Source organism: Vreelandella songnenensis (assembly GCF_003002925.1).
Classification (GTDB): Bacteria; Pseudomonadota; Gammaproteobacteria; order Pseudomonadales; family Halomonadaceae; genus Vreelandella; species Vreelandella songnenensis.
On record NZ_PVTK01000003.1, the window covers coordinates 128833 to 143943 of the forward strand.

Genomic DNA, 15111 nt, shown 5'->3' on the forward strand with positions numbered 1-15111 from the left:
CCTGCTGCCGGAGAGCGGCCTTGGATAAGCACTTCCCTTTTGTTGACTGGTTTCGTAACGCCTCCCCCTATATCAACGCGCACCGGGGGCGAACCTTCGTCATTCTGATCGAGGGCGAAGCCATGGCGTCCGGCCGCGGGGAGCAGCTGGTTCAGGATCTGGCCCTGCTGCATACCCTGGGCGTACGCCTGGTAGTGGTATTTGGCACGCGCCCGCAGGTGCAGGAAGCGCTGAGCCGTGCAAGCGTCGAGCCGACGCGGGTGAACGGCAAGTGGGTGGCCGACCGCGCCGTCATGGCCCACGTAGAGCAGGTGGCGGCGCACCAGCGCCTGTGGCTGGAGGCGCGGCTCTCGCTTGGCCTGCCCAGCACGCCGTTGCACGGTGTGGAACTCAGCGTGATTTCCGGCAACCTGGTCACGGCCAAGCCGCTTGGTGTGCGCGAAGGGGTCGATTTTGATCACAGCGGTGAAGTGCGCCGAGTGCGGGCGGGCGCCATTGAAGGCCTACTGGACAAGGGCTCGCTGGTACTGCTGCCGCCGCTGGGATTTTCCAGTACCGGCGAAGTATTCGACTTGGATGCCGCAGAAGTTGCCCAGCACGCCGCCGTGGCGCTCAAGGCCGACAAGCTGATACTGCTGGGCGAATCAGAAGGGCTCGAGGATGAAGAGGGCGAGCTGATGCGCCAGCTGACGCCAGCAGAGGCCGAACCGCGGCTAGCCAGCGCCCAGCCGGGCAGCGAACTTGCCCGCCACCTGAACGCGGCCTGCAACGCAGCGCTTGAAGGCGTGGCCCGCACGCACCTGCTTTCCTGGCGCAATCACGATGCGCTGCTGGGCGAGCTGTTCACCCGCGACGGGGTGGGCACCATGATCACCCAGCACCGCTATGAACAGCTGCGCTCGGCCAAGCTCAACGATATCGCCGGCCTGCTCGAACTGCTCGAGCCACTGGAGCAGCGCGGCATGCTGGTCGCCCGCTCCCGCGAGCGGCTGGAGCACGAGATCGATGACTACATGGTGATCGAGCGCGACGGCATGGTGATTGGCTGCGCCGCGCTGCATCTCTTCCCGGGCACGCAAGTGGCCGAGCTTGCCTGCGTGGCGGTACACGGCAACTACCGGGGCGGGGAGCGCGGTGAGCGGCTGATCGAAGCGCTGGAGCGCCGTGCGCGCAAGCGTGGGCTGAGCGATATCTTCGTGCTGACCACCCATACCGCGCACTGGTTTGTAGAGCACGGCTTCAAACCTGCAAGCCTTGAAGACCTGCCGCCCTTGAAGCGCGAAGCCTACAACCATGCGCGTAAATCCAAGGTGTTGGTAAAGACGCTGGCGGGGTAGTGGCGGTCAATTAGGAAAGGTGGCGGGGCAGCCTGTGGCCGGCCCCGCCTGGAAAGGCTCAGGTATTCAGAATGACCCCGCCGTTAAGATGCAGAGTCTGCCCCGTCATGTAGGAAGACTCCTCACATGCCAGGTACACATAGGCCGGCCCCATCTCGCTTGGCTGGCCCGCGCGGTTCATGGGTACCTGACCGCCAAAGGACGCTACCTTCTCGTCATCGAAACTTGCCGGAATCAGCGGCGTCCATACCGGCCCCGGTGCCACGGCATTTACCCGAATGCCGCGATCCATCAAGGACATTGCCATTGAGCGCATGAAGCCCTGAATGGCCCCTTTGGTAGCGCTGTAATCGATCAGCGTATCGTTACCTTTAAAGGCGTTGATCGATGAAGTCTCGATAATCGTGTCGCCCTTTTGCAGGTGCGGCAGCGCGGCTTTGGTCAGGTAGAAATGGCTGAAGATATTGGTCTGGAAGGTGCGCATGACCTGCTCATCCGGGACCTCGGTGAGATCATCCCAGTCATACTGCTCGGCGGCGTTGTTGACCACGATATTGAGCTTGCCGAAGTGCTCCAGCGTCTTTGCCACTATTTCCCGGCAGAAGGCAGGCTCGGCCACATCGCCTTTAAGCACCAGGCAGCGGCGGCCTTCGGCCTCCACCAGCGCCTTGGTATCCTCGGCATCTTTATCTTCTTTCAAATGCACGATCACGCTATCGGCGCCTTCGCGGGCATAGTGAACCGCCACCGCGCGGCCGATACCGCTGTCGCCGCCGGTGATGATGGCGACTTTATCCAGAAGCTTCTCGGCGCCTTTGTAGCTTGCGCGAATGAATTCGGGCTCGGGGTGCATCGCATGTTCGTCGCCCGGCTGTTTTTCCTGGTGCTGGGGCGGCTGCTGCTGTTCGCTCATGTGCTAGAACTCCTTGTTGGCACAGTAATCCTTCAGGGGCGGGCAGGTGAATAAATGCCTGTCCGTTTTGCGCCTATTAACCCTAGCTTACGCAGGCCACAAGAGCCAAACCTGTTTGGGTGGCCATTATAGGTTTTATGATTGTTAGCGCTATTTGTTAAATACAATAAAAGCAGGCGCGTAAATAAGGCCAATAATAAATTTTATTTAAAGGCTGCATGTTTTAATGCTTTTAAAGGATGTGCTTAAGCAGTCTTTAAAAAGGACTTATGGCGCGATGTATATCAAGGCTCTTTACTTTAAAAATTGAGCAACGCGACGATGCGGTATCCGGCCTTGTAAAGCCAGACCCAGTGGACCACCTTCGCTTGACGAAACGCCTGCTTGAGCTATGAGGCAGCGCTTGAAATAAACCATTACACCGGAGTTTTAATCTTTGTTTCGAGTTGTGCGTTGATATTGATTAAATGTTTTGGCGTCTTGACAAGCTGTGCGGTGAGAAAATTGACAAGGTCAGAAGGCACACTATAGTGAAAAAGCGATTTATATTAAACGTAAAAAGGAATAATCGATTATTTATTTTTGAATACGTTTAATTCTTAGTGGTCCAGTTCGTTTTGTTTCACTTTAGATACGCATTTATCAATGCCGTAACGTGTGAAACGACAAGGAGGAAATGACAGATGAATGATCATGGAAAACAGGCTGACCCAGGTTCAACTTCCCATCAAGGCGCGGCGCCTTCAGGCGCAGCGGATGCCGAGCATCTCAAGCAGCAGGGCCGGGATGCCGTTCACGATGTCAGTGAAGCGGCGCAGCAGCAGGCCGAAAACCTCTACAAGCAGCAGCGCGATACCGCCGCCGATCAGACGCATAAATTTTCCAGCGTCTTCAACAAGATGGCGGATGAGTTCGACAATCAAGAGCAGCCCTACTTCTCCCAGCAGGTGCGAAAGCTGGCGGATACGACGGATCGCTTCTCCAACAAGCTGCGCGACCAGGATCTGAAAAGCTTATGGCAGGAAGCCCAGAGCTATAGCCGCCGCGAGCCGGCGCTGTTCTTTGGCGGGGCGATTGCGGCAGGCTTTCTGGTGACGCGCTTTCTGCGCAGTTCCGGTCAGCATTCGCACTCATCCAGCGGGCACTCCTCTTCTCATCAGGGGCAGTCGTCTCAGGGTCAGCCATACCAGCCGTCGGGCGCCTACTCCAATCAGGCATCGCCCACTCCCGGTAGCCCGTCCGAGGGCATCATGCACGGTTCGCCCGCAAGCGCTACGCAAGACCCGACGCGCCCCGGCGCTTCCGGTACCAGCCCGTCAGGCCCAGGCACGTCAGGTTCAGGCCGTACCGGTTCCGGTACGCTGGGTACAGGCACTCCGGGCACCGACGCTTCGCATCCCGGCGCTGTGAACCCAGGCAGTTCATCGTCCTCCATGCCCGGCACGACCAATGACCCCGCCGGTGGTGCAGGTTCGACGAACAAGCCAGGCGGCCCTGGCCGCTTCTAAGGCAACGGCTGACGCTTACCGCATACAGGGTCTGGCTCGGGTAACCGGGCCAGACAGAGACGAAAAGCCCTTTACAGGGCAGGGAGGCCAGGAATGGATTCAGATCATAAAACGACGCCGTCGCAGCCCGCTTCACCGCAAGGCGCATCGGTGGGTTCGCTGTTGTCCACCGTGATGCAGGAAATTACCTCACTGGTGCGCAACGAAGCCGAACTCGCCAAGACCGAAATGTCGGAAAAAACCCACCAGGCCATGATGGCGCTTGCCGGTATTGCCGTGGCAGGCGCGGTACTGCTGGGTGGCTTCTTCACCTTGCTGGCTGCGTTGGTGTTCATGCTCAATGAAGTGCTGCCGCCGGACATGACGCCCTGGCTTTCGGCCATCATCGTGGGTGTCATTGTCTCGGTCATCGGTATCGTCATGCTCAAGGCCGGCCTTGCCAAGTTGCAGGCACGTAATCTGGTACCCAACCGTACCCTGAACAGCCTGAATACCGACAAGGAGCTCGCCAGGGAGCATCAGCATAACGTCAAGGAGGAGTTGAAATGACGGACCATAACGATCATCACGATCACCGTAGTGCTGAAGAGATCGAAAAGGATATCCACCGCTCGCGCGAGCGTCTGGACTCCACGCTGCACGAGATCGAGGAGCGCTTCTCTCCTCAGCAGCTGCTCAATACGTCCTACGACTACCTTCGCCACGGCGGCGCTAACGAGTTCGTCTCGAACCTGGGTAATACCATCAAGCAGAACCCGCTACCGTTTCTGGTGACCACAGCGGGCCTTGGCTGGCTGATGCTTGCCCAGCGCAACCCGGGCTCACAGCAGAGCTACCCGCGCTCGAACCAGTACGGCGGCTCGCAGGGCACGCCAGGCATTCCTGTTCATGAAGGTACGCATGCACAGGGCAGCGCACCCGGCTATGCCAGCTCGCCTGGGTACGTTCCCGGCAGCAACGAAACTCATGGTAGCCACCAGACCCACGGCAGCCAGCAGGGCCGCATGAGCAGCATGAAAGAGGGCGCGAAAGATAAAGCCCAGCAGTTTGGCGATAAGGCCAAGGATGTCGCGCATCAGCTAAGCGATAAAGCGCATAACCTTGGCGATAAGGCTCACCACATGGGAGATAGCATGCGCGATTCCACGTCTCATCTTCAGCACGGCACGCAGGATCACCTGCACAACATGTCTGACCGCGCCCGTCAGATGGGCAGTAGCTCTTCTGATTTCATCCAGGAGCATCCGCTGGTAGTCGGTGCGCTAGGGGTGGCCCTGGGCGCTGCGCTGGCGGGGCTTTTCCCCACTACGCGCAAGGAAGACGAATACATGGGTGAGTATCGCGATCGTGCGCTGCATAAAGCGGCCGAAGTTGGTCAGGAACAGGCTGACAAGGCGCAGCACGCTGTTCATGACAAGGCCGAAGAAATGAAAGATGGCACGCGTGAGCACGACAAGAAGGACGACAAGCAGAATCCGGCCGAGCGTCATGACAGCGGCCTGGCGAATTCGAACACTCCCTCGGGCAACACGCAGGGTAAAGATACCCTGGAGCCGCCCAAACGCTAAGGTGTAAGCGGTAAGCGTTACGTTAACGCAGAGATGAGCGCCCGGCCCTGGCCGGGCGCTTTTTTATGGTCAACTGGCTGTCGAGCACCTGTCGTCTGCGAATAATCGGCACACTGTCACAGCGTGAGACTTTACTATCGGTGATCGCGAGAATATCCAGGCCTTTGTGTCTTGCCCGCTGTGCAAGTGTCAGTGTATTTACTGCATAGGGTTTGATGGAAACGACCAGCACTACCTCATTGGATTGTGCCCCATACAAGGCGTCGCCGCCCGTGCTGGGCACGAATTTCGTTGTAGCCTTGAAACTCAAAAGCATCCTTCGAAGAGGAAAGAGAACCATGGCGCGTATTCTTCACCGCAGCATTGGCCAGACGTTGCCGCATGCAGCATCAGCTCAGGGCGTCTATATCACTGATACCCAGGGGCGCCGTTACCTGGATGGCTCCGGCGGGGCGGCGGTGACTAGCGTAGGGCACGGCCACCCGGAAGTGCTGGCAGCCATGCGCGCGCAGATCGATAACCTCTGCTATGCCCATACCGGATTTTTCACTACGGATGTTGCCGAGGAGCTGGCCGAGAAACTGGTGAACCTGGCTCCAGACGGCCTGGATTACGTTTACCTGGTATCCGGCGGCTCCGAGGCGGTAGAAGCCGCGTTAAAAATGGCCCGCCAGTATTTTGTGGAAACCGGCAGGCCCGAGCGGCGGCATATTATCGCCCGACGCCAGAGCTACCACGGCAACACCCTGGGCGCGCTTGCCACCGGGGGCAATGCCATGCGCCGGGCGCAGTTCCAGCCGCTTCTGCCCCAGACGCATCATGTCTCGCCCTGCTACGCCTACCGTGACAAGGGGAACGATGAATCGTTTGAAGCCTACGCCGCAAGGCTTGCCGACGAGCTTGAGGCCAAGATTCTCGAGCTGGGCCCTGAAAGTGTCATGGCGTTTGTAGCCGAACCGGTGGTAGGCGCCACGCTAGGCGCGGTGGCCGCTGAAGCGGATTACTTCAAACGGGTACGTAACATATGCGACCAGTACGGCGTGCTTCTGATTCTCGATGAAGTGATGTGCGGCATGGGGCGCACGGGCACGCTGTTCGCCTGTGAGCAGGAAGGGATAACGCCGGATATTCTTACCATTGCCAAGGGGCTGGGCGGCGGCTATCAGCCCATCGGCGCCGTGCTGCTCTCATCCGCGATTCATGAAAGCTTCGCCAGCGGTTCCGGCCTGTTTCAGCATGGGCATACGTACTTGGGCCACCCGGTTGCAGCGGCGGCCGCCAACAAGGTCGTCGAGATCATTGCGCGGCCGGAGACGCTGGCCAACGTCAACGCCATGGGCGAGCGTTTGCAACGCGGCCTGGAAGCGGCGCTGGTGGCATCGCCTCATGTAGGCGATATTCGCGGGCGGGGGCTGTTTCGGGGCATTGAGCTGGTCGCCGACCGCGAGCAGAAGACGCCGTTTGATCCCGCTCGAAAACTCCATGCCAGGATCAAGCGCCAGGCAATGGCGAGAGGTTTGATCAGTTATCCCATGGGCGGCACGATTGACGGTGTCCATGGGGATCACGTGTTGCTTGCCCCGCCGTATACCATCCAGGCGGACGAGATCGATCTCATCATCGAACGGATTACCCAGGCGATTGACGCCGCACTGGCAGAATAACCTGAACAGGACAACCACCAGCTGGGGTTTTCCGACGCGCGTATCGAGGCCATTCGCTAGCGCCGCTCTAACCTGGCACGCGGCGCTTCTTTTCTATTTACTCAAGCGCCGCTTGACCTCGACACTCAGCCTGCCTTCACCCAGGCGCAGCGAGAGTTTCTGGCCGGGCGTAGTCTCCTGTGCCCGGCGCACCACCTGGCCCTTTTCATCCTGGGCAATGGCGTAACCCCGGCCAAGCACCGCCAGGGGGCTGATGGCGTTCAGCTCCCGCGCGGCGCTGGTTAAACGCGCCTGCTGACGTTGAAGCTGGCGCTGCATGGCATTTTCCAAGCGACGGTTCAGCTGATTCACCCGCTCGCTTTCGGCGCGGTGCAGGCGCGTCATGTCCTGACTCGCCAAGCGCCTGCCCAACTGCGCTACCCGTGTTTGCTGCTGAGTAAGCGTTTGCTGCATGGCGCGAGTTAAGCGCTGGGCGAGTGTCGTCACGTGCTGGCGCTGACGGTTCAGCTGCTCGCCGGGGTGCCTGAGCCGGGCGCGCAAGCTGTCCAGCTGTTGGCTATCGCGCTCAAGTCTTCGCTCTATGGCGCGCTGCAGGCGGCTTTGCTGGTCATTCAGCTGGCGCTTCAAGGCGTGCTGGTCCGGCACCAGCCGCTCGGCGGCGGCGGACGGGGTGGGGGCGCGCATGTCGGCGGCAAAATCGGCAAGCGTGACATCCACTTCATGGCCCACCGCCGACATCACCGGCAGGCGCGAATGAAAGATCGCCCGGGCCAGGTGTTCATTGTTGAACGCCCACAGATCCTCCAGACTGCCGCCGCCCCGGGTAATCAGAATCGCGTCCCGCGCCGGGTCCAACCGCGCCTGGCGGTTGAGCAAACCGAGTGCGGCAATCATCGCCGGTGCCGCCTCCGCGCCCTGTACCGGCACCGGAATCAGCGTCACGTCCGCCAGGGGCCAGCGCGCGTCCAGCACCGCCAGCACATCACGAATGGCCGCGCCGGTCGCAGAGCTCAAGATCAACAGCTTGCGGGGCGGGAAGGGCAGGGGGCGGGTATTGGCAAACACGCCTTCGCCTTCCAGCTGGGCCTTGAGGCGCTCGTAAGCCGCCAGCAGCTCGCCCAGTCCCGCCGCCTGCACCGCCTCGGCAATCAACTGGTAGTCGCCGCGCGGCTCGAACAGCGACACCCGCCCGCGCAGCTTCACCTGGTCGCCATCGCGCATGGGGGCGGAAATAAACCGCGCCCGCTGGCGAAACAGCGCGCAGCGCACCTGGGCGCGGTCATCCTTCAGCGTGAAGTAGATGTGCCCCGAGGCCGGGCGCGACACGTTGGAAAGTTCGCCCTCCACCCACACTTCGCCCACATCGCGCTCGAGCGCCTGGCGCGAGCGCTTGTTGAGTTCGCTGACGGAAAGGGCGGTAGTGGCGTCTGGCATGGAAATCCCCTCGGGTTGAGCAGCAGGAAAGCGGCCTGCCTAGCCTACCACCAACGCGCTATGGATAATTGGTCGTATGCCTACATTGCTGGGGCACCCCTCAAAACGCTATAATGGGGGATTAACTTTTCACGCCCCTTCTTCCCACATCACATTGGGTGTTGCCGCTATGCTACGTATGGCCCAAGAAGCGCTTACGTTCGATGACGTACTTCTCGTTCCTGGCTTCTCCGACGTTCTTCCCAAGGATGTCAGCCTCAAAACCCGCCTGACCCGCAATCTCTCCCTCAACATTCCGCTCGTCTCTGCCGCCATGGATACCGTGACCGAAGCGCGTCTGGCGATTGCCATGGCTCAGGAAGGCGGCATCGGCATCATTCACAAGAACATGACCATGGCTCAGCAGGCCGGCGAAGTTCGCAAGGTCAAGAAGCACGAAAGCGTGATTGTGAAAGACCCGGTGACCGTCAGCCCCAAGGCCAAGCTTGAAGACCTGCTCGCCATGGCGAAAGAGTACGGCTTCTCCGGCTTCCCGGTAGTGGAAGGCGAGACGCTGGTGGGCATCGTGACCGAACGTGACATGCGCTTCCAGCCCAACGTGGGTGACAGCGTCGCCGATATCATGACCCCGCGTGAGCGTCTGATTACCGTCAAGGAAGGCACCGACCTTGAAACCAGCAAGGCCAAGATGCGCGAACACCGCATCGAGAAAATGCTGATTGTCGATGACGCCTTCCACCTGCGCGGCCTGGTGACCTTCCAGGATATCGAAAAAGCCCGCACCTACCCGATGGCCGCTAAAGACAGCGACGGCCGCCTGCTGGTAGGCGCTGCCGTCGGCACCGGCCCGGAAACCCCGGACCGCGTAGCCGCCCTGGCTGAAGCCGGCGTTGACGTGATCATCGTGGATACCGCCCACGGCCACTCTCAGGGTGTGATCGACCGCGTCAGCTGGATCAAGGAGCACTACCCGGCTATTCAGGTGATCGGCGGCAACATCGCCACCGCCGCTGCCGCCAAGGCGCTGGCCGAAGCGGGTGCCGACGGCGTGAAAGTGGGCATCGGCCCGGGTTCCATCTGCACCACGCGCATCGTTGCCGGTGTGGGCGTGCCGCAGATCACCGCGGTGTCCAACGTGGCGGCCGCACTTAAAGAGTACGACATTCCCCTGATTGCCGATGGCGGCGTGCGCTACTCCGGCGACCTGGCCAAGGCGATTGCCGCCGGCGCCAGTGCCGTGATGGTGGGTGGCCTCCTGGCCGGTACCGAAGAAGCCCCGGGCGAAGTCGAGCTGTTCCAGGGCCGTACCTACAAGGCCTACCGCGGCATGGGTTCCATGGGCGCCATGGCCCAGAACCAGGGCAGTGCCGACCGCTACTTCCAGGACAAGAGTGAAGGCGCCGAGAAGCTGGTGCCGGAAGGCATCGAAGGCCGCGTACCTTACAAAGGCATGATGAGCGCCATCGTTCACCAGCTGATGGGCGGGCTGCGGGCTTCCATGGGTTACACCGGCTGCCGCGACGTTCAGGAAATGCGCACCAAGCCGGAGTTCGTACAGATTACCGGCGCTGGCTTCAATGAATCCCACGTTCACGACGTGCAGATCACCAAGGAAGCCCCCAACTACCGGGTGAGCTAACCAGCGCTCAGTAACACGGCGGCGGGCTTTGCTCCGCCGCTTGCTTTTTAGCCTTACCAGCAGCACCTCCACTGCTTACTCGAGATACCGCCATGAATGATATCCACGCTCACAAGATCCTGATTCTCGACTTCGGCTCGCAGTACACCCAGCTGATCGCCCGCCGGGTACGCGAAATTGGCGTTTACTCCGAAGTTCGTGCCTTCGATATCACCGAAGAAGAGATCCGCGAGTACAACCCCAACGGCATCATCCTGGCCGGCGGCCCGGAATCCGTGACCGAGCTTGAGTCCCCGCGTGCGCCCCAGTGCGTGTTCGAAATGAATCTTCCGGTATTTGGTATCTGCTACGGCATGCAGACCATGGCCGAGCAGCTGGGCGGCAAGGTGGAAGGCTCCAACAAGCGCGAGTTCGGCTATGCGCAGATCAGCATCGACGCCGACAACGCGCTGTTCAACGGCATCAAGGACCACGTGGATACCGAAAGCGGCAAGGGCCTGCTGGACGTATGGATGAGCCACGGCGACAAGGTGGCCCAGGCGCCCGCCGAGTTCACCGTGACGGCTTCTACCCCGAGCTGCCCGATTGCGGCCATGGTATGGGAAGAGAAGCAGTTCTATGGCGTACAGTTCCACCCGGAAGTGACCCACACCCTGCAAGGCCAGCGGATGCTTGAGCACTTCGTGCTGGATATCTGTAAAGCCGAGAAGCTGTGGACACCTGCGCAGATCATCGAAGACCAGGTTCAGCGCGTGCGCGAACAGGTCGGCGACCGCCACGTACTGCTCGGCCTCTCCGGCGGCGTGGACTCTTCTGTGGTCGCCGCACTGCTGCACAAGGCGATTGGCGACCAGCTGACCTGCGTGTTCGTGGACAACGGCCTGCTGCGCAAGGACGAAGGCAACCAGGTCATGGAAACCTTCGCCAAGCACATGGGCGTGAAGGTCATCCGCGTAGACGCCGAAGACCTGTTCCTGGGCAAGCTGAAAGACGAGAAAGACCCGGAAGCCAAGCGCAAGATCATCGGCAACACCTTCATCGACGTGTTCGATGAAGAAGCCAGCAAGATCGAAGGTGTGGAGTTCCTGGCCCAGGGCACCATCTACCCGGACGTGATCGAATCCGCCGCCTCCAAGACCGGCAAGGCGCACGTGATCAAATCCCACCACAACGTGGGCGGCCTGCCGGAAACCATGAAGCTCAAGCTGGTCGAGCCGCTGCGCGAACTGTTCAAGGACGAAGTACGCAAACTCGGCCTGGAACTTGGCTTGCCCTACGACATGGTGTACCGCCACCCCTTCCCGGGGCCGGGCCTGGGCGTGCGTATTCTGGGCGAAGTGAAGAAAGAGTACGCCGACATCCTGCGTGAAGCCGACGCCATCTTCATCGAAGAACTGCGCGCCTCCGGCTGGTACGAAAAAACCAGCCAGGCGTTCGCCGTGTTCCTGCCGGTCAAATCCGTCGGCGTGGTCGGCGACGGCCGCCGCTACGAATGGGTCATCGCGCTACGCGCCGTCGAAACCATCGACTTCATGACCGCCCGCTGGGCGCACCTGCCTTATGAGCTGCTGGAGAAGGTTTCTAACCGGGTGATCAATGAGTTGGAAGGGGTGTCGCGGGTGACTTATGATGTGAGTAGTAAGCCGCCGGCTACTATTGAGTGGGAGTGAGTGTTTACTAGCTAGTTGCATAAAAAAATCCGCCGAAAGGCGGATTTTTTTTTATGAATTGAAATTTGGATGTTGGTCGTTATATCATCAACTGAGGTCTCTAAATTGATTTTATAAAATAATCTGAGATTTATATGTTAAAAGAAAAGGTTTTTTGCACTAGAAAAAATGCTTTTATGATAAGCCTATTAACGTGCTTAATTACAGCGGTTTTTTTATTAGCTTTTTTTGTATTTTTTTCCTCTCCTGGTGTGGTTGATAAGATGAGCAGTTTTAATCTAATTTCTGTCCTCTCCAAAAATCATGAATGTTCACATAATGGGTGTCAAGTAGCAAATATGATTCCAGGAGGTTCAGAGCTTTTAAGTCTAAAAGAAGTTTGGGGGTTTCAGTCTTCTCTATATCAAACAGTCATTACATTTTTGATAGCTATAAATGGTTTTATAGCTGCATTATCTGTTTTGTATATAAAAACAAATTCTGAGGATAAGGCTGAAGATGCAGCAAAGAGCTATGTTAAAGGTGATAGTTTCAGTGTTTTTATTGAAAAAATACTATCACGAAAAAGCAGGAAAAAGCTGCGCCAGCTTCAGCAAGATTACGCCAGTACAATGGAAACATTTGAATTGGGAATTAATGGTATAAGCGATTTAAAGGAAAATGTAGAAGCTCTTAAGAATGAAAATTCTGATCTAAAGAGGCAGCTGAGTATTATATCAAAAAAGTTGGCTGAATTAGATGAAAAAGAAAAAGAAGGCGGTAGTTTTGAACTCAATAGGAGGGTTAGATAGTGGCTTTTATTCGTAAAGGAATGGTTAAAGAAAGAAAGCTGCCTGAATTTGAGGAACTATCTACTCCAGAGGATTTGATAAAGCTTGCTGAGAGTAAAGGGCTAAATACTGATCCAATAAATATTACAGAGCTAGCCCAAGAGCTAGGTGTGACTGTAAGGTTTGAGCCTCTTGAAGATGAGGTGTCGGGTAGTCTTGTCAAAGAGAAACGCTCTGGAGCCTGGGTCATGAAAGTCAATTCTTTGCATCATCCACACAGACAAAGATTTACAATTGCGCATGAACTCGCTCATAGAATATGCCATGCTGCAAACAGTGATAATTTTGAAGATAAAACTTTCTTCAGAAATGGAGATAGTAATTGGATGGAAGCGGAAGCTAATCAATTTGCAGCTGCTTTATTGATGCCAGAAAATAGTTTTGTAAATTATATTGATAATGTTTCATCCAAAGTTGAAGATTTAGCCAATTATTTTCAAGTTTCTTCAATGGCTGTAAGAGTTCGAGCAAAAGTTCTGGGGTATGAAGGACATAACCTATGAGTGAGTTTTTATATTTCCCTATGATAAAAACTAGGGATGCTGAACTACGTTGCTTAAGCAATATTGAAGCAGATAGATTTAATAGTTTGCTTCCGATATATGAGTTGACTAAATCAAGGAAAACGCTAAAAGCTCCTGATGGTGATATTTATCGGCGTATGAAAAATATAGGTGAGATTCAAGGTGAAAGACCTTTTATCTTAGACTTGTGCACTGATGATAAATACATAAACCCACAGATTGAACAGCTTCTTTCTCCTTATATGGGTTTCAAGGATTGGCAGTATTTTATTTTTGATCTTCATAATGATCTTAATATTATACCCATGATACATATTTATGAGGATGAGGGGAAAGTGGCATCTGAAGTCGAAGTTTTTGTTAAAGCTGCCTCTGAGAGAACTGATTTTTTAGCTGTTCGTTTACCCTATGATTTAGGTGGAGAAAGCGTTCTTCATTACTTGCAACCAATTTTTAATTCATTAAGTGAAGGTTGTAAAGTTTACGTGATATTAGATGCTGGATTTACAAGGAATGAAATGCCCGGTGATGTGGCAGATAAGTTCATTGACAGCTGCTCTTGTTTAAACGATGTGTCTGAATATATAGAAGATATTATAATTATTTCGACAAGCTTTCCCTCGAATGTAGCAAAAGAGGGAGGGGGAGATTCTGAAGGTAAGTTTGATATTTTTGAAGAAAATATTTTCCAAAAAGTGGTAGAAGAAGTTGATGTAAAGTATGGGGATTATGCTTCTATTAATACTGAGCAAATTGAGATTAGAGGTGGAACCTTCGTTCCCAGGATCGATATAGCGAGCCTTGATGGATTCAGTTTTACCTATAAGCGCCATAGGCGTAATGCAGGTGGTTATGTAAAGTGTGCTAAAGAGACTGTTCGGGATGTTTCGAATTATCAATTTTTAGGTACATGGGCTGATAATGAAATAAATTTGGCAAAAGACGATGCACCTACAGGGATTAGTCCGGCTTTTTGGATATCAGTACGTATGAATTACTACATTGAAACAAGGTTGCGATTAAGAAGTTCTTCTAACTAATTTAGTGGGCGATTTCTTCGTTAGTGTAAAGATATCATCTTTGTTTATAGTATCACCTTTTTCTATTTTTACTAGCTTTGAAGCTGTTTCATATCTTTCCTTAAAGTTTAATCGTGTCCATTTTCTTATTGTTTCAATAGGATGTTTTGAAGAGATGTGTTTGCAAAGATCATGTTTTGACTTGATTTTTTTGAGAGATGCTTTGTTTCTAAGAAAGTTAATTGGGAGAGTGCTGCACAGGCTCTCCTTGTTATGGTTTTTAAATTTATTCGACTTTCTTATGTGCTTTATTTTCTTATTTGAAACAATCAAAATACCTATTGATCTTGGTGTGTTGTTTCTTACTTCTTTTAAGTTTGACTCTTCACATACAACATAGCAATAATCAAAATACGATTTATAGCTATCGAGCTGATAGCTAAGCCTAGTTGTTCTATCAGTTGCGCTTTTTATTTCGTATGAGGTCAACTCCATCTCTCTTAGAAGAGCTAAGTCTGCTCTTCTTTCACCAAACTGAAAAGGGAATTCAATACCCATGATATACTCTGGATATTGATTAGAGATGCTATCTGCCAATATAACTTTTATTTCTAGCTCAGTCATTTTTTGTGCGCGCGAAATTTGAATGTTTCTATTCTAGCATATGTCTTATTTTTTTGTTCGATGAGCATACGATTTTTATGATTTTAAATTTATGTGGTTGGAGCTTGGCTTAGTTGCTTAACACCTTGTATATAGTTTTGAGATATTTATATTTTAATTTTTAGTTGCAGGTTGATAGTGGTCCATGTTGGTGATGATGTTAATAAAAATACAAACATTAAATTGCCGGTTAAGTGCCTGCTAGTTCACCTTGCGAACTTTCCGCTAGATTAGTGCTCTGTACTCAATAAGCCGAGCAATCTGATACCGCTGATTTAAGAGACGCAATCGGGTCAGTTTAATTGAGAGGGAAGGAAACGACACTGCCCTTGGGGCAAAAGA

At 54.7% G+C, this 15111-nt stretch carries 14 protein-coding genes; 10 read left to right on the forward strand and 4 right to left on the reverse strand.

Annotation, left to right across the window (positions count from 1 at the left end; genetic code table 11):
• The first annotated feature begins 20 nt into the window (after nucleotides 1-20).
• Nucleotides 21-1337: an amino-acid N-acetyltransferase gene (gene argA, locus B0H98_RS07040; RefSeq protein ID WP_106374362.1), complete on the forward strand. Its 1317-nt coding sequence runs from the start codon at nucleotides 21-23 to the stop codon at nucleotides 1335-1337.
• A gap of 58 nt (nucleotides 1338-1395) precedes the next feature.
• On the opposite strand, the gene B0H98_RS07045 is transcribed toward argA, so the two are convergent.
• Complete coding sequence (locus B0H98_RS07045; protein ID WP_106374363.1) at nucleotides 1396-2250, reverse strand: SDR family oxidoreductase; 855 nt, start codon at nucleotides 2248-2250, stop codon at nucleotides 1396-1398.
• A 683-nt stretch (nucleotides 2251-2933) separates the two neighbouring features.
• Between B0H98_RS07045 and B0H98_RS07050 the strand changes: the two genes are divergently transcribed.
• From B0H98_RS07050 to B0H98_RS07060, 3 genes are all read left to right on the forward strand, one after another.
• Nucleotides 2934-3758: a hypothetical protein gene (locus B0H98_RS07050; RefSeq protein WP_106374364.1), complete on the forward strand. Its 825-nt coding sequence runs from the start codon at nucleotides 2934-2936 to the stop codon at nucleotides 3756-3758.
• Between the two features lie 93 nt (nucleotides 3759-3851).
• Entirely contained in the window at nucleotides 3852-4307 is a 456-nt protein-coding gene (locus B0H98_RS07055) for a phage holin family protein (RefSeq protein WP_106374365.1), read from the forward strand.
• Complete coding sequence (locus B0H98_RS07060) at nucleotides 4304-5326, forward strand: DUF3618 domain-containing protein (RefSeq protein ID WP_106374366.1); 1023 nt, start codon at nucleotides 4304-4306, stop codon at nucleotides 5324-5326. Before B0H98_RS07055 ends, B0H98_RS07060 begins: the two co-directional genes overlap by 4 nt.
• 22 nt (nucleotides 5327-5348) lie before the next feature.
• Here the strand turns inward: B0H98_RS07060 and B0H98_RS17120 are convergent, their stop codons facing one another.
• On the reverse strand, nucleotides 5349-5666 hold the full coding sequence (locus B0H98_RS17120) for a phosphoheptose isomerase family protein (protein WP_208623590.1): 318 nt from the start codon (nucleotides 5664-5666) through the stop codon (nucleotides 5349-5351).
• Between B0H98_RS17120 and B0H98_RS07070 the strand changes: the two genes are divergently transcribed.
• Nucleotides 5665-6990, forward strand: a complete 1326-nt coding sequence (locus B0H98_RS07070; protein ID WP_106374367.1) for an aspartate aminotransferase family protein — start codon at nucleotides 5665-5667, stop codon at nucleotides 6988-6990. The two genes, B0H98_RS17120 and B0H98_RS07070, sit on opposite strands and share 2 nt — an antisense overlap.
• Before the next feature lie 93 nt (nucleotides 6991-7083).
• On the opposite strand, the gene xseA is transcribed toward B0H98_RS07070, so the two are convergent.
• Nucleotides 7084-8424: an exodeoxyribonuclease VII large subunit gene (xseA, locus tag B0H98_RS07075; RefSeq protein ID WP_106374368.1), complete on the reverse strand. Its 1341-nt coding sequence runs from the start codon at nucleotides 8422-8424 to the stop codon at nucleotides 7084-7086.
• A 169-nt stretch (nucleotides 8425-8593) separates the two neighbouring features.
• Here xseA and guaB point away from each other — a divergent pair, with 169 nt between their 5' ends.
• The 5 genes from guaB (at nucleotide 8594) to B0H98_RS07100 (ending at nucleotide 14127) form a co-directional block, all read left to right on the forward strand.
• Complete coding sequence (gene guaB, locus B0H98_RS07080; protein ID WP_106374369.1) at nucleotides 8594-10063, forward strand: IMP dehydrogenase; 1470 nt, start codon at nucleotides 8594-8596, stop codon at nucleotides 10061-10063.
• A 92-nt stretch (nucleotides 10064-10155) separates the two neighbouring features.
• Complete coding sequence (gene guaA / locus B0H98_RS07085) at nucleotides 10156-11733, forward strand: glutamine-hydrolyzing GMP synthase (protein WP_106374370.1); 1578 nt, start codon at nucleotides 10156-10158, stop codon at nucleotides 11731-11733.
• A 134-nt stretch (nucleotides 11734-11867) separates the two neighbouring features.
• Nucleotides 11868-12524, forward strand: a complete 657-nt coding sequence (locus B0H98_RS07090; RefSeq protein WP_146130240.1) for a DUF5320 domain-containing protein — start codon at nucleotides 11868-11870, stop codon at nucleotides 12522-12524.
• On the forward strand, nucleotides 12524-13066 hold the full coding sequence (locus B0H98_RS07095) for an ImmA/IrrE family metallo-endopeptidase (RefSeq protein ID WP_106374372.1): 543 nt from the start codon (nucleotides 12524-12526) through the stop codon (nucleotides 13064-13066). Before B0H98_RS07090 ends, B0H98_RS07095 begins: the two co-directional genes overlap by 1 nt.
• Nucleotides 13063-14127 (forward strand): beta family protein, encoded by a 1065-nt coding sequence (locus B0H98_RS07100; RefSeq protein ID WP_106374373.1) that lies wholly within the window; start codon nucleotides 13063-13065, stop codon nucleotides 14125-14127. The genes B0H98_RS07095 and B0H98_RS07100 overlap by 4 nt, the downstream gene beginning before the upstream one ends.
• Here B0H98_RS07100 and B0H98_RS16965 read toward each other — a convergent pair.
• On the reverse strand, nucleotides 14107-14730 hold the full coding sequence (locus tag B0H98_RS16965; protein WP_146130241.1) for a sce7726 family protein: 624 nt from the start codon (nucleotides 14728-14730) through the stop codon (nucleotides 14107-14109). The genes B0H98_RS07100 and B0H98_RS16965 overlap by 21 nt on opposite strands.
• Nucleotides 14731-15111: the final 381 nt, after the last annotated feature.